Source organism: Chitinophaga polysaccharea (genome assembly GCF_007829335.1).
GTDB lineage: Bacteria > Bacteroidota > Bacteroidia > Chitinophagales > Chitinophagaceae > Chitinophaga > Chitinophaga polysaccharea_B.
In genome coordinates, this window is sequence record NZ_VIWO01000001.1 from 101,876 (window position 1) to 125,373 (window position 23,498).

The 23,498-nt window shown below is 46.8% G+C and carries 21 protein-coding genes; 8 read left to right on the forward strand and 13 right to left on the reverse strand.

Going from position 1 to position 23,498, the window contains the following annotated elements; genetic code table 11:
* Positions 1-107: 107 nt before the first annotated feature.
* Positions 108-2,210 (reverse strand): heavy metal translocating P-type ATPase, encoded by a 2,103-nt coding sequence (locus tag FHW36_RS00445; RefSeq protein ID WP_145660509.1) that lies wholly within the window; start codon positions 2,208-2,210, stop codon positions 108-110.
* 184 nt (positions 2,211-2,394) lie between these two features.
* Between FHW36_RS00445 and tsaE the strand changes: the two genes are divergently transcribed.
* Together tsaE and FHW36_RS00455 are read left to right on the forward strand one after the other, a co-directional pair.
* The gene (tsaE, locus tag FHW36_RS00450; protein WP_145660512.1) at positions 2,395-2,832 is read left to right on the forward strand and encodes a tRNA (adenosine(37)-N6)-threonylcarbamoyltransferase complex ATPase subunit type 1 TsaE; all 438 of its coding nucleotides are present in this window, start codon (positions 2,395-2,397) and stop codon (positions 2,830-2,832) included.
* A gap of 43 nt (positions 2,833-2,875) precedes the next feature.
* The gene (locus FHW36_RS00455; protein ID WP_145660516.1) at positions 2,876-4,093 is read left to right on the forward strand and encodes an alanine dehydrogenase; all 1,218 of its coding nucleotides are present in this window, start codon (positions 2,876-2,878) and stop codon (positions 4,091-4,093) included.
* A gap of 56 nt (positions 4,094-4,149) precedes the next feature.
* Here the strand turns inward: FHW36_RS00455 and FHW36_RS00460 are convergent, their stop codons facing one another.
* The 3 genes from FHW36_RS00460 to FHW36_RS00470 all read right to left on the reverse strand — a co-directional run bounded on the left by FHW36_RS00460 (position 4,150) and on the right by FHW36_RS00470 (position 6,237).
* Entirely contained in the window at positions 4,150-4,950 is an 801-nt protein-coding gene (locus tag FHW36_RS00460; protein WP_145660519.1) for an undecaprenyl-diphosphate phosphatase, read from the reverse strand.
* Positions 4,951-5,025: 75 nt separating this feature from the next.
* Positions 5,026-5,322 (reverse strand): DUF3098 domain-containing protein, encoded by a 297-nt coding sequence (locus tag FHW36_RS00465; RefSeq protein ID WP_145660522.1) that lies wholly within the window; start codon positions 5,320-5,322, stop codon positions 5,026-5,028.
* 42 nt (positions 5,323-5,364) lie between these two features.
* Entirely contained in the window at positions 5,365-6,237 is an 873-nt protein-coding gene (locus FHW36_RS00470; protein WP_145660526.1) for a cell division protein FtsX, read from the reverse strand.
* A 259-nt stretch (positions 6,238-6,496) separates the two neighbouring features.
* On the opposite strand from FHW36_RS00470, the gene leuS reads away from it, so the two are divergent.
* Entirely contained in the window at positions 6,497-9,262 is a 2,766-nt protein-coding gene (gene leuS, locus FHW36_RS00475) for a leucine--tRNA ligase (protein ID WP_145660529.1), read from the forward strand.
* A gap of 65 nt (positions 9,263-9,327) precedes the next feature.
* Here leuS and FHW36_RS00480 read toward each other — a convergent pair whose 3' ends face one another.
* Genes FHW36_RS00480 through FHW36_RS00490 form a run of 3 tightly spaced genes read right to left on the reverse strand, consistent with a single transcriptional unit; the run spans position 9,328 to position 11,771 of the window.
* A complete protein-coding gene (locus tag FHW36_RS00480) occupies positions 9,328-9,594 on the reverse strand; it encodes a hypothetical protein (RefSeq protein ID WP_145660532.1) in 267 nt (88 codons plus the stop codon).
* A 16-nt stretch (positions 9,595-9,610) separates the two neighbouring features.
* Complete coding sequence (locus tag FHW36_RS00485) at positions 9,611-11,020, reverse strand: radical SAM protein (RefSeq protein ID WP_145660535.1); 1,410 nt, start codon at positions 11,018-11,020, stop codon at positions 9,611-9,613.
* Positions 11,013-11,771, reverse strand: coding sequence for a prolipoprotein diacylglyceryl transferase (locus FHW36_RS00490; protein ID WP_145660538.1), 759 nt, complete (start codon positions 11,769-11,771; stop codon positions 11,013-11,015). Before FHW36_RS00490 ends, FHW36_RS00485 begins: the two co-directional genes overlap by 8 nt.
* 66 nt (positions 11,772-11,837) lie before the next feature.
* Between FHW36_RS00490 and FHW36_RS00495 the strand changes: the two genes are divergently transcribed.
* Complete coding sequence (locus FHW36_RS00495) at positions 11,838-12,524, forward strand: peptidoglycan DD-metalloendopeptidase family protein (RefSeq protein ID WP_145660541.1); 687 nt, start codon at positions 11,838-11,840, stop codon at positions 12,522-12,524.
* A 105-nt stretch (positions 12,525-12,629) separates the two neighbouring features.
* Entirely contained in the window at positions 12,630-13,481 is an 852-nt protein-coding gene (locus FHW36_RS00500) for an endonuclease/exonuclease/phosphatase family protein (protein ID WP_186452258.1), read from the forward strand.
* Positions 13,482-13,549: 68 nt separating this feature from the next.
* Here FHW36_RS00500 and FHW36_RS00505 read toward each other — a convergent pair whose 3' ends face one another.
* The 3 genes from FHW36_RS00505 to FHW36_RS00515 all read right to left on the reverse strand — a co-directional run bounded on the left by FHW36_RS00505 (position 13,550) and on the right by FHW36_RS00515 (position 18,193).
* Positions 13,550-14,311: a hypothetical protein gene (locus FHW36_RS00505; RefSeq protein ID WP_145660547.1), complete on the reverse strand. Its 762-nt coding sequence runs from the start codon at positions 14,309-14,311 to the stop codon at positions 13,550-13,552.
* Between the two features lie 145 nt (positions 14,312-14,456).
* Positions 14,457-15,773, reverse strand: a complete 1,317-nt coding sequence (locus FHW36_RS00510) for a M28 family metallopeptidase (protein ID WP_145660549.1) — start codon at positions 15,771-15,773, stop codon at positions 14,457-14,459.
* A gap of 8 nt (positions 15,774-15,781) precedes the next feature.
* Complete coding sequence (locus FHW36_RS00515; RefSeq protein ID WP_145660555.1) at positions 15,782-18,193, reverse strand: TlpA family protein disulfide reductase; 2,412 nt, start codon at positions 18,191-18,193, stop codon at positions 15,782-15,784.
* 105 nt (positions 18,194-18,298) lie between these two features.
* On the opposite strand from FHW36_RS00515, the gene ruvB reads away from it, so the two are divergent.
* The gene (gene ruvB, locus FHW36_RS00520; RefSeq protein WP_145660558.1) at positions 18,299-19,327 is read left to right on the forward strand and encodes a Holliday junction branch migration DNA helicase RuvB; all 1,029 of its coding nucleotides are present in this window, start codon (positions 18,299-18,301) and stop codon (positions 19,325-19,327) included.
* 91 nt (positions 19,328-19,418) lie between these two features.
* Here ruvB and FHW36_RS00525 read toward each other — a convergent pair whose 3' ends face one another.
* From FHW36_RS00525 to FHW36_RS00535, 3 genes are all read right to left on the reverse strand, one after another.
* Positions 19,419-20,123 (reverse strand): response regulator transcription factor, encoded by a 705-nt coding sequence (locus tag FHW36_RS00525; protein ID WP_145660561.1) that lies wholly within the window; start codon positions 20,121-20,123, stop codon positions 19,419-19,421.
* Positions 20,124-20,226: 103 nt separating this feature from the next.
* A complete protein-coding gene (locus FHW36_RS00530) occupies positions 20,227-21,018 on the reverse strand; it encodes a DUF3108 domain-containing protein (protein ID WP_145660564.1) in 792 nt (263 codons plus the stop codon).
* Positions 21,019-21,027: 9 nt separating this feature from the next.
* Entirely contained in the window at positions 21,028-22,080 is a 1,053-nt protein-coding gene (locus FHW36_RS00535) for a lysylphosphatidylglycerol synthase domain-containing protein (RefSeq protein WP_145660567.1), read from the reverse strand.
* Here FHW36_RS00535 and ruvC point away from each other — a divergent pair.
* Both ruvC and FHW36_RS00545 read left to right on the forward strand, forming a co-directional pair.
* Complete coding sequence (gene ruvC, locus FHW36_RS00540) at positions 22,049-22,609, forward strand: crossover junction endodeoxyribonuclease RuvC (RefSeq protein ID WP_145660570.1); 561 nt, start codon at positions 22,049-22,051, stop codon at positions 22,607-22,609. The two genes, FHW36_RS00535 and ruvC, sit on opposite strands and share 32 nt — an antisense overlap.
* Positions 22,610-22,798: 189 nt before the next feature.
* Entirely contained in the window at positions 22,799-23,494 is a 696-nt protein-coding gene (locus tag FHW36_RS00545) for a response regulator transcription factor (protein WP_145660573.1), read from the forward strand.
* Positions 23,495-23,498 lie beyond the last annotated feature (4 nt).

Here is a 23,498-nt window from a genome sequence, read left to right on the forward strand (position 1 = left end):
ATAAAGCAGAAAGCATAAAGCTATTGAAGCGAATGACCAAAGCGTATTTTAACTATTCGCTAAGATCATTCGCTTCAATAGCTTTATGCCTTCGGCTTTCTGCTTTTCTAAAACACTTTCTTATATCGCAACCTTATAGAATTAACCGCCAGCACTACATCAGACAATCCCATAATACCCGCTCCCACAATAGGATTCAGGAATCCAAGGGCAGCTACTGGTATGGCAACTACGTTATAGATAAACGCCCAGAAGAGGTTCTGTTTAATCGTGAGATAAGTATGTTTTCCCAGTCCCAGCGCCAGCGGCAAGGATCCGAGATGATTATTGAGCAGCACTACATTGGCGCTTTGCATAGCTACTTGTGTAGCATCGCTCAATGAAATACCAATGGTGGCTTTAGCCAGTGCCGGCGCATCGTTGATCCCATCGCCCACCATGGCGGTAGGTGCTGTTTTCATGAGCGTGTCCACCATTTGCAGTTTTTGCTCCGGCGATTGTTCCGCATAGATGGCTGTAATACCCAGTTTTTCGCCCAGCTCCCGGCATTTGCGGGTAGTATCTCCACTCAGCAGGATCGGCTCAATACCTGCCTGCTTTAACTGAGTAATCACGGCAGCTGCTTCCGGCCTGATTTCATCACTGAAGTCAATCCATCCGGCCAGCTGGCCATTCTTTAAGAGATATAAGTTATGACTGTCATCGGTGGTGGCATTACCGGCCAGACGGAAAGAACCGAGTTCCCATTGATTACCGGTTTTATCGCTGGCACGCATCCCTAATCCTTTATGCTCTCTTACCTGTTGTAAAGGCAGTTCCCCGGCGGTTTTCCAAAGTGTGGCGATAGACCGGGCAATCGGGTGCGAGGAATATTTCTCCAGGCTATATACCACCTGTTTAAACTCATCTTCCGACATATTAAAAAACTGGCAGGCGCTGAGCTCCAGCTTACCGGTAGTAAGAGTACCCGTTTTATCGAATACCACCTGCCTGATATCTTTAAACATTTCCAGGGTATGTCCGCCTTTAATGAGGATACCATTGCGGGCAGCACGTCCCAGGCCTACCATTACGGCTGCCGGGGTAGCCAGGCCCATGGCACAGGGACACGCAATCACCAGCACGGCAACGCTGCGCATCATGGCCGTGGCCAGGGTGGTATGTCCGATGAAATACCAGCCTGCGAACGTAATCACGGCAATACTGAGCACCAGTGGAACGAATATAGCGCTGATGCGGTCAGCCAGTTTTTGCATAGGCGGTTTATCGGCCTGGGCTTGTCTTACCAGCTCTATAATGTAAGATAACACCGTATCCTTGCCTGTGGCGGTGATATATACCTTGATGCTGCCATCTTCCAATATAGTACCGCCTATTACTTTATCCTTTTCTTTTTTACTGACAGGGGTACTTTCGCCGGTAATCATTGATTCATTGATATGCCCGCTGCCCCAGTAGATGGTGCCATCCATGGGTATTTTGTCGCCCGTATTTACCAGTACACAATCACCTGTACGGAGCGTGCGGTTATCTACTTCATGGATATGTTCGTGTCCATGATCCGTGTTAATAAGCCTTGCAGTGGTGATTTGCATACGGGCCAGCTCTGAAATGGCCGTGGTAGTTTGTTTTACAGATCGCTCTTCCAGCATGTTACCCAGGAATACCAGGGTGATGATAGCGGCAGTAGTTTCATAAAACATATAGTCGGGGTTGCCATATACCACGGTGCCCACAAAACTATATACAAAGGCAGCGGTGGCGCCCAGTGTTACCAGCACGTCCATATTGGCCATACGGTTGATCAGGGACCTGACCGCGCTCTTTCCAAAATGCCACATCCCGGTGAAATATACCGGCAGGGTAAGCCCAAATTGTACCCAGGGCTGATGCAACCAGGGCCAGCTCACCCACATATGTAATAATAGGGGTAGCGTAAATATGGCGCAAAAAATGAATTTGAATGTGAGGGTAGTATAAAATTTCCGTTCGGCAGGCTTGTCTTCCGGCAATACCACGCGGTAACCCATCTGGGCAATGCCTTCCAGCGCCTCTTTAGAATCGGCTCCCGACGGGGCTGTAAAGCTCACTTCTTCTGTAGCGAAACTAACATTTACATCCTGCATCCCCTTTTTTTCCAGGTATTTGGAAACGCTGAGTGCACAACTGGTGCAATGCATCCCTTCTACCTTGCAACTTACTGGTGTCATCTGAGATCTTCCTCCTGTTTACAAAGTTATTGGCTGAGTCAATAAAGCGGGAAAATATTAATGCAACGAGGAGTCATTTGAACAGGCAATTTACGCCATGGTGGCCGATTTACCTTTCCCTTACTGATGAGCAGGTATTAATGCAACGAAGCAGCATTTTGGGGTTATTTATGTAAATTCGTGCATGCAATGGACATTTACGCTCGACCAACTACCAGCCACCGCCCAACAATTCTGGGAATATTTTGCTGACAAACAGGTATTTACATTAGACGGCCCCATGGGAGCGGGTAAAACCACACTGGTAAAGGCTTTATGCACAGCCAAAGGCGTAGAAGACGCCACCGCCAGCCCCACTTTCTCCATTATCAACGAATATGGCTATACAGATGCCGGAGGCCAACCCCGGCGTATCTTCCACCTGGACCTGTACCGGCTCCGGGACGAAGATGACGCCATCAGCGCCGGTGTGGAGGATACCCTTTACCAGGATGCTATCTGCTTCGTGGAATGGCCCGAAGTGGTATCCCCTCTTTTACCCCCTGGTACCATACATCTGCAATTGGAAGTGCAGCCCGACCAAAAAAGGGTGCTGCGTGAAATCGCTTCCTCTCTCAAATGATGTATCTTTGAATACTTCGATTTATAAAAACTGAACACCGCATATGGAGCAGAGGCAAAAACCTGTAGTAAGTGCTGGATTTACCTATTCACCACTCGAGGAAACGCTGGACATTCCGCAGAAAAATTCCCGTTTGTTTATAGGTATTCCCAAAGAGACGTCTTTCCAGGAGAACCGGATTGCCCTTACGCCCGATGCAGTCAGCATTTTAGCGGCACATGGACACCACATCGTGGTAGAACACAAAGCGGGCGATGGATCGCACTATTATGATACTGACTACTCCGAAGCCGGGGCAGAAATAGTATACGATAAAAAAGAAGTCTTTAAAGCGGAAATTATCGTAAAATCGGCTCCCCTGAACGATGAAGAAATAGAACTCCTGCACGCTCATCAGATCGTTATTTCCCCTATTCACCTGGCAGCCCTGAAAGCGTTACAGGTACAGAAAATGATGGATAAGCGTATCACCCTGTTATCTTTTGAAAACCTGAAAGATGATGCCGGCACTTACCCTATTGTACGGGCCATGAGTGAAATTGCAGGCGGGGCCTGTATGCTGATTGCCGGGCAATACCTGAGCAACGATAACAAAGGCAAGGGCATCCTGCTGGGAGGCGTTACGGGTATCCCACCTACCAAGGTGGTGATCATAGGCGCCGGTATTGTAGGCGAATTTGCAGCCCGTACCGCGCTGGCCCTGGGATCTTCCGTAAAAGTATTCGACAACAATATCTATAAGCTGAAAAGGTTGCAAAACAACATCGGCGTACGGGTATTCACCTCCGTTATCCAGCCCAAAGTACTGGCAGAGCAATTGCGGAATGCCGACGTAGCAGTAGGCGCCCTGTCGTCCCAAAGCGGCCGTACTCCCGTGGTAGTAAGCGAATCGATGGTAAGCAACATGAAAGCCGGTTCCGTAATCGTGGATGTGAGCATAGACCGGGGCGGTTGCTTCGAAACCTCTGAAATCACCACCCACGAAAGTCCCGTGTTCAAAAAATATGATGTGGTGCATTACTGTGTACCCAATATTCCTTCCGGGTTTGCCCGCACGGCCTCTGAAGCTATCAGCAACGTACTGATGCCGTTACTGGTAGAAGCTGCCGATGATGGCGGATTTGAGAACCTGGTGTGGATTAAGCGGGGCGTGCGTAATGGTATTTATCTGTATAAAGGGGCATTAACCAATTACCATTTGAGCGAGAAATTCAAATTGAAATATACCGACCTGGAACTGCTGCTGGCGGTGAAAGGATAGGAGAATAAGATTGACTGCTTTATGCCGGATGTCGGCATAAAGCAGTCAATAAAAAGTTATACCTCGAGAGAATACCCCATCAGGATAGCGGCGATAATAACCAGCCCGATCAAAATCCGGTAATAACCCCACATTTTAAATCCGTATTTCTTTACTGCACCAATAAAGAATTTGATAGCACCCAGGGCTACTACAAAAGCTACCACGTTGCCTATCAGCAGGAGCTTCAGATTTTCAGGATGCGCCATCAGCAGCTCTTTTCCTTTCAGGAGTTTATATCCTGTAGCCGCCGCCATGGTAGGCACTGCCAGGAAAAAGGAGAATTCTGCGGCTACACTGCGCGATAATTTTTGCTGCATCCCTCCAACAATAGACGCCGCACTGCGGCTGGTACCGGGGATCAGGGCCAGGCACTGGTAAAACCCGATGCGAAGGGCCGTAAAAATATTGATCTTTTCCTCAGACTCGATGGTAGGCTCTTTAAACCAGTTATCTACAAAAAGTAATATGATACCGCCTACAAAGAGAGTAATACCCACTGTCAGCGGGCTTTCCAGCATGGCGTCTATTTTTTTGCTGAATAAGAATCCTAAGATCAGCGCGGGGATAACGGCTACGATCAACTTGAAATAGAAGTTAAACCGGTTTTTGTCAAACACCAGGAACTTTCTCCAGTAAAATACCACTACTGCCAGGATAGCGCCCAATTGGATCACTACTTCAAACAGCTTGGTAAATTCGTCCTTGCTTATTCCCAGTAATGAACTCACAATGATCATATGACCAGTGGAGGAAATAGGGAGAAACTCAGTCAATCCTTCTACAATGGCAATAATGATAGCCTGTAAAACATTCATCGATTTAATATGGTTAAAAGTTAAAAAAAAAGCGATGAGCAATCATCGCTGTAAGAATACTTTTACGGGCATACACTATGCGTTGGTCTTAGGACGACGCATAATGGCATATACCTCTACCAACAAACCCAGCACAATCACGATAGGCGCCAGGGTAATACGCTGGAAGCTATATACCTGTTCTGGTTTAAAGGAGTTGGGATCGTTGGAATCGCCTCCCATCATCAGGAGAAAACCCAGTACGATGACAACAATACCAGCCAGCATAAATTTGTAGTTTTCTTTGGGTAAAATAGGGTAGCTGTTGGCCAATGCGTCTTCCTTGGCCTGTACATCCTTTTTGGAACCTGGGTTTATGCTTGTTTTAGCCATAATATTTGGTGTGTGTGTTATATCTTCAGTTAAAGCAATTATTTAATACAGATCATCCAGTTTCAGTCGCAGGTACTTCATCACAGAGCGATGGGTGCTCACCAGGGAAATACAGATACCGATCAGGATCATGCCTACAAAAAGCAGGGCAATCATCAGGTTGTCTCTTAATCCGGCCAGTTCAGGCAGTAATTTATCTGCAAAAGACATGATACCCACCAGACCTGCAATGGCAATAGCAGCGCTGATAGCACCATTGGCAATACTACGCAGGTCGAACGGCTTGGCAATGAACCAACGGGTAGCCCCCACCATTTGCATGGTTTTAATCAGGAAGCGGTTACTGAACATGGCCAGGCGGATGGTATTATCTATCAGGAAAATTACCACCAGGCATAATAACCCGCTAATGATCAGTATAATCAATCCTATCCGGTTCACATTTTCGTTCAATTTGCTTACCAGCATGCGCTGATAGGAAATTTCCCTCACAATGCTCTGCTGGGAAAGGTTATTTTCAATAATCTTCAGGCTGTCATTGTTAACATAGTTAGCGTTAGCCTTGATATTGATGCTGCTGTAAAGCGGATTGTATTGTAACAGGGTGATAAAGTCTTCCCCAAAGTCCTTTTTGAACCGCTGGGCGGCCATATCTTTCGACACGTACTCGATGGACTTTACATACGGCTTATGCGCCATAGAGTCGCGGAGGGCCAGCGCCTGGTTTTCTTTTACATTGTCCCGGAGGATCACCTGTACCTCAATGCTTTCCTTAAAATACTTGCTTAGCTTATTAGCATGTATTACCACCAGACCCAGTGTGCCCAATAAAAACAATACCAGTGCCACCCCAATGATGGAATACAGGTAGGATGGTTTCGACTTCTTTGCTGATGATTTCCCGGATTGCGCCATTAATCTGCAGTTTATCGGCGAAAATAATAAAAATTAATAGTTATGTGTTTAATTTTGCCAACCCGTTCAGGGAATACACCATATCCGGGCATTAGAATGGCAATATATACAGATGTTGGGGATTGACATTGGTGTATTAATGAATTTAACATTATTTTGCTGAACCGGCATTATTAAAAATTTTTAAACTATAAATGATAACGCCTTTATCATCGGATGTATTGTCATATCCACTGATAAAGGTCCATCTGCAACCGATATGGAATACAATTTCAGGGCAATCGAAAAAAAATGGCAGCAACAATGGGAGCAATCGCATGCTTACCGTGTGAGCAATGACAGTCCAAAGCCCAAATGTTACGTACTGGACATGTTCCCCTACCCCTCCGGGGCTGGTCTTCACGTAGGACACCCCCTGGGTTACATTGCTACAGACATCTATGCACGTTATAAAAGGCTAAAAGGCTACAATGTGCTCCATGCCATGGGTTATGACGCTTTTGGGCTGCCAACCGAACAATATGCCCTGGAAACCGGTCAACACCCCGCAGTCACTACCGAGCAAAATATCAAAGCTTTCCGTGAACAGCTTGATAATATTGGCTTTTGCTACGACTGGAACCGCCAGGTAACTACCAGCGACCCTTCTTATTATAAATGGACCCAATGGATCTTCCTGCAGATCTTCGAAAGCTGGTATAACCGCAGCAGCCAGAAGGCGGAGCCTATCAGCACCTTGACCGCCATTTTTGAGCAGGCAGGCAATGCAGGGCATATTTGCCCGGGCGATCGCAGCATCCAGTTTACCGCCAGCGACTGGAAAAATTACAGCGAAAAAGAGCAACGGGACATATTAATGCAATATCGCCTGGCCTACCTGGCTCATGCCGAGGTAAACTGGTGCCCGGCCCTGGGAACTGTACTGGCCAACGATGAAGTGGTAAACGGCGTGAGCGAACGTGGAGGTTACCCGGTGATCAAGAAGAAGATGAGCCAATGGTTCCTGCGCATCACCGATTACGCCAACCGCCTGCTGGAAGGCCTGGAAACGGTAGCCTTCAGCGATGCCATGAAAGAAATGCAACGTAACTGGATCGGGAAAAGCCAGGGCGCAGAAATAAAATTTGCCCTGAAAAACTCCAGCGAACACGTAGAAGTATATACCACCCGCCCCGATACCATTTTCGGCGTAGACTTCATGGTAGTGGCGCCAGAACACGACCTGGTATCCCTGATCACCACCCCGGAGCAAAAAGCCGCTATCGATAAATACCTCGAATACGTGCAAAGTCGCTCCGAGCGGGAACGTATGGCCGATGTCAAACAAATTACCGGCTGCTTTACCGGCGCTTATGCCATTAATCCGTTTGATGGCCGCGAAATACCAGTGTGGATTGCAGAATACGTACTGGCAGGCTACGGTACCGGCGCCATCATGGCCGTGCCTTGTGGCGACCAGCGCGACTATGGCTTTGCCAAACATTTCAATATCCCCATCACCAATATCATCGGCGATGCCTTCAACGGCCAGGAAGCCAATCCAACCAAGGATGCCAAACTGCAAAACAGTGGCTTCCTAGATGGCATGGACATGAGACCCGCCATGGACGTGGTGATCGCCAAACTTGAGGAAATGGGCATCGGCAAACGCCAGATCAACTACAAAATGCGCGACGCAGGCTTCAGCCGCCAGCGCTACTGGGGTGAGCCATTCCCAATTGTGTATAAAGACGGTATTCCCTATGCGATGGACGAAAAAGACCTCCCGCTGGAACTGCCTCATGTGGAAAACTATACACCTGGCGAAGAAGGCGAAGGCCCCCTGGCCAATATCACCGACTGGGTGAATGTAGCGCCCGGCATAAAACGCGAAACCAACACCATGCCTGGCTATGCCGGCAGTAGTTGGTACTTCCTGCGCTACATGGATCCTCATAACAGCCATACCTTTGCCGACCGTAAAGCTACCGACTACTGGAACCAGGTAGATGTATACGTAGGCGGTACCGAACATGCCGTAGGACACCTGCTCTACTCCCGCATGTGGACCAAAGTGTTGTACGACCTGGGCCATATCGGCTTCGACGAGCCCTTTAAATCCCTGATCAACCAGGGTATGATTGGCGGAAGCTCCAGGCTGGTATACCGCGTTCGTGGCACTCACCAGTACGTATCTCATGGATTAAAAGATCAATACGAAACCGATGAACTCCATGTGGATGTAAACATAGTAGACGGCGTGGAACTGGATACAGAGGCATTTAAACACTGGAAACCTGACTTCGCTGATGCTACCTTCGTCCTGGAGGATGGTAAATACATCTGCGGCGTACAGCTGGAAAAAATGAGTAAGCGTTTATTCAATACCGTTAATCCCAACGACCTGGTAGAAAAATATGGCGCCGACACCTTCCGCATGTACGAAATGTTCCTCGGCCCTGTAGAACAGTCCAAACCCTGGGATACCAAAGGTATTGAAGGCGTACACCGCTTCCTCAAAAAACTGTGGCGCTTATTTGCCGACGAACAAAAAGGTATCCTGGTAAATGAACAGGCACCAACACCGGAAGAATTGAAGATTTTGCATAAAACTATCCAGAAGATAGACCACGATACTGCCGGTTTCTCTTATAACACCGCCGTAAGCCAGTTTATGATCTGCGTAAATGAACTTGCTACGCTGCGCTGTCATAAACGCGCTATCCTGGAGCCGTTGCTGGTATTGTTGACACCGTACGCGCCACACCTTTGCGAAGAACTGTGGCAGTATATGGGACACAATGAAAGCATCCTGAATGCTATCTTCCCGGTATATGAAGAAAAATATACCAGAGAAACCGCCTTCAACTACCCGGTAGCCATCAACGGTAAAACCCGCTCTGAAATGGGATTCCCGCTGGATGCCGCAGTGCCGGATATCGAAAAAGAAGTGCTGGCCAACGAAGTAGTGCAGAAATGGCTGGAAGGTAAAGCCCCTAAAAAGGTGATTATCGTAAAAGGCAAGATGATTAACGTAGTGGTGTAAAACCACTGCCAGTATAATGAAAACGGGCTGTTATGCAAAACATAACAGCCCGTTTTTTATATGTATCAATGAAAATTCATTCCATTCATAATTAGCCCACAGGTGGAAAAGCCCACCAATAGTATAATTCCAGCTGACAGCATCAGTACTTTTCCCCAATGCGTGTTAGCTGACAGCAGGCAAATAATCCCTATTAAAACATACGCTCCTGCACAAAGTAGCATAGCGATACCTGCCAGGAGAATTCCTTCATCTCCTGTAATACACATCACCAACATCAGCCCCAGCGGAATCAGCGTAGCTATCAACAAATCTTTGAATGTTTTATTCATGCTGTAAAAGATTTGATTAAACGAGTGGAGTAAAAGTCCGCTCTGCCTGTAATGTGTTCAGGTATTCCTCTTTATCATCCCTGTAAAAAAGGTTCATCGTTTCAAAAGGAATGATGCGTCCATCTTTGTGTACAATATGTACACAGGATTTTTTAATGGCCCTTACATCAAAGTCATAAGCATCCAGGAAGCGCATGATAACAATGCGGAATAGATTCGTATAGTCGAGACCGGGAGCCTGCACCTGCGGCAGGCAACAGAGCAAAGATTGCATATCGTTTACCGCCGCATCAGTAGAAATCCCTGTGCTGAATATTTTCAGCACATGTTGGTGCAGCCGTTCGTCCTGTTCGTATACAATCGTATTCTTTGAATTATTGAGTAATACAGCAGGATCTACATACCGGGTGAGCGGGTATACCTGTCCATCTATTTTAAGTGCATAGGCCATGGCCAATGCATCCGGGTTGCAGGGTACGGGAATAATATCATTTGCATGCCAGACAGGCGACTGCTGTAATATTTGTTGTCGTACTTCCGTTAACGTGATCCGGTCGGTAGCTGGGTCAAAATCGTCCGTACGGCCTGCCACCTGTACTGGCTGAAAGGTAACGCCACGCACACAAGGCTGTTTGAGGGCGTAGTCGATAATAGCTCCCATTTCGTCGTCGTTTACGCCTTTCTGCAACGTGACCACCAACGTTGTACTGAGGTTAACGGCGTTCAGGTTGGCCAGTGCCTGCTGGCGCACTTCCGTCAGATCTTTCCCCCGCATACGTTCCAGCGCTGCCGGTTTAAAGGAATCAAACTGGAGATATACTTCAAAATCGGGCATATAAGTCGCCAGTCTCCGGGTAAATTCCAGGTCTTTGGCAATGCGTACGCCATTGGTATTAATCATCAGGTGCCGGATAGGCTTACGTTTGGCGATATCTAATATCTCAAAAAACTGTGGATGCAGCGTGGGCTCCCCTCCACTCAACTGCACTACGTCCGGCTGCCCTTCATTTTCCACGATGATATCAATCATCCGCTCTATCTCTTCCAGCGTGCGGTGCCGGCCATAATGAGGCGATGACATGGCATAGCAGGTAGGACAGGTAAGGTTGCATCGGTCGGTTACTTCTATTACGCTCAGGCAGGAATGCTGCTCATGATCGTGACATAGTCCGCAATCATATGGGCACCCATAATGCGTATGGGTATTGGTTTTTAAGGGTGCTTCCGACGGCTTGTTATAGTTGCGGGTATTTTTGTAGTAGTTAATATCTGTTGCAATCAACACTTTTTCTCGCCCATGATGCGGACAATGTTTTATCATGAAAACTTTCCCGTCTTCAAATATCACTTTAGCGTCAACCCGCCGCAGGCAAGTGCTACAGATACTCAGTGTAAAATCGTAATAGGTATAATTTTTTTCAGGCATATTGCTTTTGAATTAGTCGTGAGGGGAAAACAATACTGGGTAAATAATAGAGCAATCCCGCCAAACAGGCCAGCTGTATGGATCCCAGGCCGAAGGCGTAGCGATAGCCAGGTTTGATAAAATCGAGCAACAGCCGGAATAACAGGTATCCTATCATAAACAATTTAAAAGTAGCGCCGCTGACGAGTGTATATCTCCGGGTAATCATTAACAGGAAAGCCCACAGTACCAGCAGGAAAACAATTTCATAGAGAGATACCGGGTGCCGGTAGATGCCATCGCCCAGTTTCATGCCCCAGGGCAGAGAAGTGGGTATCCCATATGTTTCTTCATAAATACCCATGGAAAAGCAACCTATCCGGCCTATGATCATGGCAAGAATAAGCGGATATACAAACAGGTCGCCGGTAGATTGACGTTCATCAATTATCTTCTTTACCAGCTCCACGCCTATCAGGCCGCCCAGCAAGCCGCCTACAATAGTTTTACTTTGGTAGATGTATAACAGGATGTTACCGGTCTGAAGCAATCCCGGTGGATTTTCCAGTGCTCCCAACAGGCGACTCCCGAATAATGCGCCAAAAATAGCCCCGATAATGGCCCAAAGGCGATTTGGCTGATTTACCTGGTCGCCCCGTTGCTTGCGCAGGTAGAGGAAATACCGGAAGCCGATAAACATGCCCAACGTTTCCGTAACCGCATGTAACGGCAGCTGTACAGAAAATAAATGGATATAAACAGGGAACGGCAATGGGCATTGATTATTTAATACACAAATTAATATTTATATTTAGATGAACTTCAAGTACGCAAAAATATGTTACAAGAGGTATTAAAGAAGTATCAGTCCTCCTTCAAGCCGGTTATTCCGCTGATGGGCGATCTTGAGCCCCTGCTGGTAATGGATTTCACTGCCAATAACACCACGCTTACCAAAAACATCCTGCAGGACATCAACCGGTTTAGCAAATACATTGATACCACATTAGAGCAAAGTGGTTGCCGTCTGGGCATTGGCGGCTATGCCGAACACCGGACTATATACGCGGTGAGTCCTCATTTCGATGCGGGCGAAGAACCCCGGCGCCTTCACCTGGGTATGGATGTATGGGGAGAAGCCGGCACGCAGTTGTATGTTCCGCTGAATGCGCATGTACATAGTTTCCGGTTTAATGATCATTTCGGAGATTATGGCGCTACTATTATTTTGCAGCACCAGCTTGATGGATACACCTTTTATACCTTGTACGGGCATTTGAGCATTTCCAATTTACAGGGGTTATATGAAAACATGCCTATTGCAGCCGGTCACCAGCTGGCACATTTCGGCACTCCTTCAGAAAATGGTGGATGGCCGCCACACCTGCATTTCCAGGTCATTGAAGATATGCAGGGCTTCCGAGGCGACTACCCCGGCGTATGCCGTTACAGCGAGAAAGAAAAATACCTCTCCAACTGCCCTGATCCGGATATCATTTTACAACTCAATCAATACACACATTAACTTCGCTACCGGCCCAGTGCAGAGATGATGAAATAGTAAATTGTTACCGATTCATTAGGATTTATCCGCACAGATGCTATTTTTATGCGTTTAAATCGATTTGGTATGAGAAAACTATTGCTGTCTGGCGTTTGCAGCCTGATAGTTGGCATGGCAACCGCACAGGTACCCTTGAAAGTAATGACCTTCAACATCCGCTACAATAACCCGGATGATGGGCTTAATGCATGGCCTCACCGCAAGGATAAAGTGGCTTCAGAAGTATTATTCCTGGGAGCGCATACATTAGGTGTTCAGGAAACCCTGAACGACCAGATGCAGGACCTGCAACAACAACTGCCACAGTACAAAAGCATTGGTGTAGGCCGGGATGATGGTAAAACCAGGGGAGAATATTCCGCTATCTTCTACGACACTACGCGTTTACTGTTACTGAAAAGTGAAACATTCTGGTTATCTGAAACACCTACTGTAGCGGGAAAAATTGGCTGGGATGGCGCTTGTACCCGTATTGTTACCTGGGGAAAATTCAAGGATAAGAAAACTAACAAGCTCTTCTTCCACTTCAATACCCACTTTGATCATATGGGCAAAATTGCCCGCAGGGAAAGCGCTAAGTTCTTACTGCAACAGGTACATCATATAGCCGGTAATGTTCCCGCTATTATTACGGGCGACTTCAATGCTATTCCATCTGATGAACCCATCCAGATTATTATGGATCCGAACGATCCGTTGCATTTAACAGATAGCAAGGCAATCAGCGAAACGTCTCACTTTGGTCCGATAGGTACCTTCAATGGCTGGCAGATGGCCGAGCGAGAGCCACAGCCCATTGATTACATCTTCCTGAAAGGAAAGTTTCAAGTTCTTAAACATGCCAGTATTTCTCCCACCTGGGAGGGCAGGTATGCTTCGGATCACTTCGCTGTATATACAGAACTGTTGATGAAATAAATACGCCATAAAAAAGCCCCCGGTCCTGGCATTCATCATCAGGACCGGGGGCAATTCATTTACGGCAATCAGTCGTGCGTGTGTTCTACAGACATGCTGTTTTCCAGGGCATTTACCACCTTATTGTGGAGGTCGCCATTTACATCTACACTGATCTTCAACTTACCGTTGGTGAATGAGCCGGTAAAGTCGCCAATCTGCAGCTTGGTAAGAATCAGGTCCATTGAAATCTTAAGCGAGCCTTTCCAGTCGATCTTGGAATCTGTTACCACAACATCCTTTCCGTGAGCCATCAGTTCAATTTTTCCGGAGAGCAGGATTTCCATAGGGATCTTTTTGCCATCCCAGGTAATGAATCCTATCAGTCGTACTGCAGGATCATTCTTGTCTCCTTCTACTCTTGCGTACACTTTCACCTGTTGGTAAGTGCCTGTAGGAATTTTAATTGCTCCCAGTACAGCCGGTACTTTTTTGAGATCCACCTGTCTGTCTGTTTTCAATTTAAATTCCACTTCATCTTTTCCGCGCCTTGCATCAAAGCGGATTTCTCTTAAACGCGCTGTTGCAGTGTCCCAGGTGATGTCGAAACTACCAGGAGCTGCTTTCGCCATGGCTGCATCGCCGGTGATAGCAGACAAGCGGCCGGTAGCGTCTGGTGATAGTGTGTACGTGGGATTTACTGCCGAAATTTCGTAGTTGACAGTGGCAGCGTTTGCGTTGTCGATGGGTGGTTGACCATCCGGTCCTGCCATATCATTCTTTGAACAAGAAGATAGCAGGATGGTTGCAATGCCAACAGCACCGCAGAAATGTAGGATTCCGGTTTTCATTATCGATATGGTTTTTAATGACTGGGGAAAATTATGTGGTAAATTTAACAAAGAATTTGGGAAAAAGAACAGCTTTGGCGTTAATTAAAAAAGAATGATCCGACTAAGCTCGCTTAATCGGATCAATATATGATGCGCGCTGACGCTATTTTTCCAGCTTTTCAATTCGTGTAGGCGTATCCGTTCCATTTACAATGCTACCTGCACTGATCGCAATCGCCTGAATAATATCCGTAATATTCCTGGTATCGAGCGTCGTTACTTCATCACCTACGGTATGATAGTATTTATCTTTATCTATCTGGGTGGTAGAAATAGTATGCGCCGGAACGCCCTGCCTGGCCAATGTGGCATTGTCTGAGCGGTAAAACAGCTGCTGCTCAGGATAAGGATCCGGGTGGAAATTAAAACTGGAGCCTTTCAGGTTACGTTGCAGGATAGGACCAAAGTCAGAGCGTTCAAAACCAGTGATAAAAGCGCTGTTTCTTCCAAATTTGGACTCCTTACCTATCATCTCAATATTAAACATAGCTACCACCTTATTGGGGTCCTGCTTCTCAGAAAAATAGCGAGAGCCATAACCACCTGATTCTTCCGCTGTAAACGCTACAAAAATAACGGAGCGCTCAGGAAGATGGTGTTGAAAATACCTCGAAAGCATGATCACGGCAGTAGTACCGGAAGCGTCATCATCTGCACCATTGGCAATACTATCGCCGGCCACAGTTGGTAAAATGCCCAGGTGGTCGTAGTGACCGGAAAATACTACATATTCATCAGGTTTGCTTTTTCCTTTGATCATACCGGCTACATTCGCAAACTGTTGTGTCTCCACTTCCCTTTTCACATGTATTTCCCAGCTGGCGGTATCAGCTACGGGTTGCTCTTCGAACACCAGTATAACCTGTTTCTCTGTTGCACCTTTTGCAGCAGCAGCATCCAGTTGTTCACGGGTATCATAACTATGCTCGGAAAAACTGCCGGTAAGCCCACCCAGGTAACCACTCAATGCGGAGCCTATCCATACCAGGGTATTTTTCTCCAGCTTTCCCGGGTTCTTTAAAATATTCATCAGGGCATGCGGATCATTTATATGCATCACAGCATAACTGTCGTCTTTTACCCAGTCGAAGTTACTGCCGGCTCCAATCGGAATCACCGGCCAGCGTTGTGGCACGCCACCAACGGTAAGGGATACACTGGTAGGATGCATTTTATACTTGGCAAATGATTGCAGATAGCTGCTTTCGCCGGGCAATGGTTGTAATCCGGCCTTTGCAAACTCGCTGCTGATAAACTGTGCCGCCTTTTCAATACCGGGTGTTCCTGGGAAGCGGCCCTGCATATCGTCGGCCGCCAATGTGGAGATAATTCGTCTTACTTCTTTTTCTTTAATATCCTGTGCCTGGCCGGCTATTGCCATACTCCCGGCAATGAGGCATAATAACAGTGATTTCTTCATAAAAGGATTTAGTCTTTTTGCTTGTTGTGAACCTTGATAACGGGGGTTTCTTTATTTTTCTGGAAATAGATATCGCTGTAGGCTTTTAAAATGGCGGCATAGTCTGCCCCAAATTGCAATTCCAGCATCTTCCCCTCTGGCGAAACTAATACTTTGGTCGGATAACCAGCCACCTGGTACAATTTTTCTACCTGGTTATCAGAATGGGCGGCAGCAAACACATATGCATTGGCCTTTACGAAATCTCTCGCCGTCTCCAGGGTTTCATGGCAGGAAATGGCCAATATCGCATTCTCCGGGTGTTTACCCTCGTTAATTTCGATGGCCAGCTTATTCAGATGTGGCAGATCTTCCCGGCAGGGAGAACACCAGGTTCCCCAGAAGTCGAGCAACAACCATTTTCCCCGGTAGTCTGACAGGTGATAGCGTTCATTATTAATCCCCGTGAGTGTAAAATCAGGGGCATCTTTCCAGTCTTTCAGTAATACATCCCGGAAGTAGCCAGCAAAGGATTTCCCTGGGAAATGGTTGTCAAAAAAAGACCTGGCTGAATCCACCATACCTGGCTCCGTTATCAGTTGCCGGGATAATACCTTCATGGCCTCCTGCGGCTTCCCCAGGGCATTTAGCTGGGCGGCAAACTCGGCCCGGTAATCCTCCTTCGAATCGAGGAATACCCGATCATAAAAGCTTTCATAGGCCTTTTCCCTATTGTTTCCCGGCGAGTTGGCTGCCGCCAGGCCCAGGTAATTCATGGCAGCATCTTTATCCTGTTTTGCAGTTTGTTGGTATTTAAGATAGTAAGCATGCGCCAGGATGTTCTTATTGGCATCTTTCTTCTCCTTTAACTCCGGGTGAGTTCTCCAAAAAGCAGTATCCTGCTGGTTCTTCACCAGGTCGGTCAATGTTTTATCCAGCAATTGATCAGCGGTGGCGGTTAGCTGTGCTTCTTTCAATATGCCTGCTACCATCAACTGGTAGCGGGCAGCTTTGCCCAGTGTCAGTTCGGCAGCGCCCATCTGCGCAAATTGACCGGCAATATTTTTTAGTGTAGCCGTGTCTGTTGTATGCATCGCCTGGTCCCATAGATACATAGGCCGAACCGCTGTCCGTAATACACTGTCTTTTTCCTGTACCAGCCGGCCTAAGAGTACTCTGCTGGCAGCGGGTGCTTTTTCTGCTTCTTCAAATAGTTCAGCAATTCTTTTCTCGCTTACACCACGCTCCCTGAAAGTCTTTAACGCCTCCGCAGTGTCAAGGGAAGGGTGTTTCCGCAGCCCCTGGGAAAAGGATTGATCCAGCCAGGAATCGAGCATATGCTGATTGGCGGATAACAGCTTCACCAGGGCTACTGCTGTATCAGTATTTTTCCATAACACATCTCCAAGTTTATTAAACAAGTGGCTGGGAGTATTGGCGATTAGATCAGTGGTCGTTTCTTTCAACAAATTACGGTATAACTCGTAGATAAATTCGCTCCTCCCCCGGTTCAGTAAATTCAGCGTGGCTACCTTAAATGTCGCATTCCTGCCATACTTCGGCTGATTCACTGCCAGGAAATTGACCACTTTGGCGGAATCCAGTTCGTTGTTTTTCGTCAGCAGTTCGCTACTGTAGGCCATACGGGCCAGTACATTGTAAAAAGCGGTATCCGCTGGTGGCACAGCTGTATTAGCGGGTAACCGCTTCACTTGTGTAACCATCCGTGGCGCATTGGCGCCGCGGCCCAGCCGGGCTACAGCCGTCAGTGTCAGTACGCTTCCGTTGTCACGGGAAAGTGTATACGAAACAGTCGTCAGCCCTTTCACGCTATCAGGCATTTCCCGGTCTGCGGCGCCACTGATCATGATGTCATTTTTCCGGACACTGTCTACCCGGTAACTCCAGTACGTGGTATTCCATTGATAGCCTACTACTTCCTGGGCGGGAAAGTGGGAAAACAAGTGGTTTATTTCCATCGCTGCATTCTTCAGCCAGGCGGAATAGGCATCTTCCCATTGGGGTTCCAGTCCCACTTTATTCGCCGCCGCTTTCGCCAACGCAGAGGTATTTACCGGTTGACCAACGCTATCGTTTGTATACAGGGTAAACGACAGTGGCCGATAAAGTGCCAGCATGGGGAACATCAGATCGCGGCTAAGAGGATAAGTAGCAGGTTGACCGCTGCTGTAGTGGATATTTCCTGCGGTAGCAGTATATCCCTCCAGGGTGGCGTTGGCCTGCACCGTACCATTTGCCTGGATACCGGTAATCGCAATACGGTATAGTTTTTCCCGCTGTATAGTTTCTCCGGGGAAACCAGTATCACTAAATTGGATTTGATATAACCAGCTATCACCCCTCTTAAATTTGGTTTGGGCAGCTACAGGCATCGTGTAAACCAGGGCCAACAAAAGCAATAAAAACAGGGACTTTGTCATACGAGGGGATGGGATTTAAGTAATATTAAAAATAATCAGTAAAAGATGAATATCCAAGAGGTCCTCTTCCTTTGAATATTTGCGTATTTTTGAGGGTATACAATTATGTCCAATCAGCCTTTAAGACCAGAAGAGAACAGGCTCAGCGCCGCTGAGAAAGAGTTCGAGAATAGTATCCGGCCGCGGGAAATCATGGATTTTTCGGGCCAGGATCAAATTATCGAGAACCTGAAGATTTTTATTAAAGCGGCCAAAATGCGTGGGGAAGCGCTCGACCATGTGTTGTTTCACGGACCTCCTGGTTTGGGAAAAACCACGTTGTCGCGCATTGTGGCCAATGAGCTGGGAGTAAATATCCGGGAAACTTCGGGACCGGTGATTGAAAAACCTGGCGACCTGGCGGGTTTGCTCACCAACCTGGAAGATAAAGACGTGCTGTTTATTGATGAAATACACCGCCTGAGTACCGTAGTGGAGGAATACCTGTATTCCGCCATGGAGGACTACCGCATCGATATTATGATTGATACGGGTCCCAGCGCCCGTGCCATACAAATTAACCTGCAGCCGTTTACGCTGATAGGCGCCACCACCCGTTCCGGGTTGCTCACCGCCCCATTGTTATCGCGTTTCGGCATTAAATCCAGGCTGGAGTACTACAGTGCTGCCACCTTGCAAAAAATCATCTGGCGCGCCTCCTCCTTGCTGAATGTGAAAATTACTTCCGATGCTGCCAGTGAAATAGCGAGGCGTTCCCGGGGTACCCCCCGTATTGCTAATGGGTTGCTGCGCCGCGTGCGTGACTTTGCCCAGGTAATTGGCACCGGAGTAATAGACATGGAAATAGCCCTGTTGAGCCTGAAAGCACTGAATGTAGATGAATACGGGCTGGATGAAATGGATAACCGGATATTGAATGTGATCATCGAAAACTTCAAGGGAGGTCCTGTGGGTATTACCACTATTGCTACCGCAGTTGGGGAGGAAGCGGGCACCCTGGAAGAAGTATATGAGCCTTTCCTGATACAGGAAGGCTTTATTAAGCGAACCCCCAGGGGACGGGAGGTTACAGAAAAAGCATATATCCATTTAGGCAAAACCTCCTTCAGAGGCGGTTCTAACCTTCTTTTCTAAGCGGGATAACGTATAAAGCAATTAAGGCGAATGATCTCTGCAGAAATCATTCGCCTTAATTGCTTTATACGTTACGCTTTACGCTTCTTTCTCAGGCATCTTTCACCACCAGTCTGAACCCGTTACCGTGAATATTCACGATTTCGATATTGGGATCATCTTTCAGGTATTTGCGTAATTTGGCGATATATACGTCCATGCTACGGCCGTTGAAGTAGGTATCGCTACCCCATATTTTCTTCAGTGCCAGTTCGCGGGGAAGCAGGTCATTTTTGTGCTCGCACAACATGTGTAACAGCTCGTTCTCTTTGGGCGATAACGTATGTGTTTCGTTGTTATGTCCGAGGGTACGGAGGCGGGAATTGAACGTATAGGAGCCGATTACAAACTCATGTACTTCTTCATCTTTGCTATTGAGCTCCTGGTTACGTTTCAGGATGGCTTTAATTTTCAGCAGCAGCAGTTCGCTGTCGAATGGTTTAGAGATATAGTCATCCGCACCCAGCTTATACCCTTGTATGATGTCTTCCTTCATGGTTTTGGCCGACAGGAAGAAGAGCGGGATATCGGGATCCACATCTCTGATTTCTTCTGCCAGTTTAAATCCGTCCATATTGGGCATCATAATATCCAGCAGACAGATGTCAAATTTCTCGCGGCGGAAGGCTGCCAGGGCCAGGATACCATCGCGGCATAATTCCACATCATAGTCGTTCAGCTCCAGATAGTTCTTCAACACCATACCCAGATTGGTATCATCTTCAGCCAGTAATATCTTCGGTTTACGTTCTTCCATAATCATAAAGGGTTGATTATAACAAATATAAAGTTTTTCTGCGGGACGAAAGGTCGTGAAATTTTAAGTGTTATCCCTCAAATGAATTGTTAAAACCAGGATACTACTTCTTGTTCAGCAGTGAACTAAAGGGATAACGGAGGTTGCTGTAGTTCACCATATCTACCACGATATTACCTACAGATATGGGGCTTTCAATGCGCAGGGGCACTTTATTGGCATCATCGCTTACCCACACGGTCATTTTTTCCCCACCTTCAAAGATCGTTCCTTTAATCAGCAGGGGCTTGAACTTAATAGCGCGAAACTTGCCGAATTTGGTGTTCACCTCTTCTTTACCCATGTACCGGATATAGATATTGTACACCTGGTCATCGAGGAACATAGCAAAGGGAATTTTATCGCCCGCCTGGTATTTGTTGAAGTCGATATTGCGGGCGTAGTAAATGGCGCTGATCACATCCTGTACGCAGGGTGGCACTGTGAAAGTTCCGTTGGTACTGATAGCCTGGTGAGCAGCCTGGTTAAATACTACGTTGTTATAGATCTTATAGCCGCCTTCATTTACATTACGCAGAAACTTGAGAGGTTGCATGGTGGCAGTATCGATGAAGCTCTCGTATTTATCACGTACTTTAAAGATCCAGTCGTATGCCCGGTAGGTTTTCCCATCGCCGGTAACGTGATATACCACGCGGTTGGCGAAGTTTTCGAGCACCACGTTAAAGGTAGCTTCGCCGGCCCCTACATACATTTTGCCGAGGTTATAAAATACTTTCAGGGTAATACTTTCACCAGCGTTAAAACTGGTGTTACGGATGGAGCAAAAGTCGTTTTGTGCTTCAACGGGTTGAAAACAGGAAAGCCATAAGACGATCAGTAGAAGATACTTCATTGATGGAAGCTATTTTTCCTTAAAAATTTTTACCCCTAACAATAACACACTTCCCAAAACGGCTGGTAGTACCAGGTTGATCAGCCAAATGCCTACCGTGGCGGCGATGATAGCCATGGTATTGGAGCTTAGCAAACCCAGAAAAAAGATACTTACTTTTCCGCGTACTCCAAGTTCTGCGATAGCAATGGTCGGAACTCCTGCCATAACGAGGTAGATTACGCTATTAAGGAGGAAAGCCTGCCACCACAAAAATTCCATGCCCAGTGCGTCCAACAAAATCAAATACTGTGCCGAGAAGACTATGTACCGGAAGGCTGAAAGCAGCAACAGGTAACGTAAATCGCCCGATGAGTATTTCACAATTATCTGCACAAAGACCTTCACTTTACGAAGAAAAGGTACCTTTTCAAATACAGCCAGAATAATTTGTAACCGAAAATATAACAATATCGTCAGGCCACAAATAAGTATACCGGCTGCCAGCAGTAATTTTTGCCACACACCCGGACTGAGAAATGCGCTTTCGGCTGCCAGCGCATAATTGTTGATATAGTACAGTAAACCAATTAACCCAAAGATAATAGTTACGATCAGCTGGCTGAAACTACCCACGATCGTTGCCGCTATTGCTTTTAGTTTATTATGATTTTTGAGATAAAGGATGCGTCCACCGTATTCGCCTACACGATTTGGGGTATTGATAGAGAGGGAAACGCCAGACATAATGGCGCTAAAAGCCCTTAGAAAAGAGACTTCTTCCAGCGGGGCTACCAATTTCTGCCACTTACGGGCTTCCAGTCCCCAGTTGAATAACATTAACACCAGCACCAGGAAAATACCTACCCAACCCCTTTCCTGTAAGGACTCCCACATGTGTCTGACAGACAACTGTAAATTATCGCGATGGATGATTTGCGAGTAAATAGAGTACGCCAGCCACGTAAAAAGCCCTGCCCCTAATAAGTAATTGAGAATTATTTTGGTACTTTTGTTCAGATAGTCAATTTTTGGCAAAAATAAACTGTGGTTGGCAAACAAGTCAAAAATAATTCTCGGCATTGACCCCGGTACCCTTGTAATGGGCTATGGGCTTATACGTATTGAAGGAAAAAAAGCCAGTCTGCTCGGGATGGATGTGCTTAAACTGTCCAAATTCAAAGATCATTACGAGCGGCTGCAACAGATTCACTGCCGGGTACAAAACCTGATCCGGGAACATAAACCCACCAGTTTTGCTATAGAAGCCCCATTTTATGGTAAGAACGTACAAAGTATGCTGAAGCTGGGACGCGCCCAGGGTGTAGCCATCGCAGCGGCTATCCAGGAAGGACTGGCTGTAACCGAGTATTCCCCCAAAAAAGTAAAGCAATCTGTTACAGGCAATGGTAATGCAGACAAAGAGCAAGTATGGCAAATGTTGCAACGCACACTCAATATCCCGGAACGCCCTGACTACCTCGATGCTACGGATGCCCTGGCAGTAGCAGTTTGCCATTTTTACCAGGAAAGTAACCCGTTAGTCGGTATTACCGGTTCCAAAGGCTGGGAGAAGTTTCTGCAGCAACATCCCGAGAGGATTGTCAGATAAAAAACATCGGGAGAGAAGGTTATTCAATAAATCCGTAAATTGTAGTCACTTTGGTTAAATTCATGAACCCAATTACAACTGCTACACGGCCATATACCGTTTTTAACAGCTTGACTATGAAAAGTGACCATCAATTGCTATACACAAGTTTTATAACAGCTTTTTTATATTAATCAGCATCAGGCAGATATGAAAGCAAGAATCCTATTGGTGGAAGATGATCAAAATGTTGGTGCGGCGACGAAGAAACGACTGGAAGAAGCGGGCTATGATGTAGTGCATAGTATAGATGGCCAGGCAGCATGGGAACAGTTCCAGTTACGCTCATTCGACATTTGCCTACTGGACGTGATGATGCCTAAAAAAGACGGCCTGCAGCTGGCACAGCAAATCCGCGAGCTGAATGACCATGTCCCCATATTGTTCCTCACTTCTAAAAATGAAAAAGAAGATCGGATAGCCGGCCTCCAAACCGGTGCCGACGACTATATCAGTAAACCATTCAATATGCAGGAACTTATCCTGCGTATCGAAGTGTTCCTGAAACGGACCATGAGCAGGGGGAAAGACAAATCAAACCTGTTCACGATTGGTCAGCTTACCTTCGATTATGAAGACCTCCGCCTTTATACAGCCGATGGTGAAGTGTCTATTTCCGTCACACAAAAGGAAGCCGACCTGCTTAAATACTTCTGCAATAATCCCAATAAAACACTCAAAAGAGAAGATATCCTTTCTAATGTGTGGGGAAAAGATGACTACTTCCTGGGCCGTAGCATGGATGTTTTTATTACCAAACTCCGGAAACATTTCAAATCAGACCCGCAAATAAAGCTGGAAACCGTACATGGGGTGGGATTCCGATTCAATATTCCCCCCAGGTAAGCTC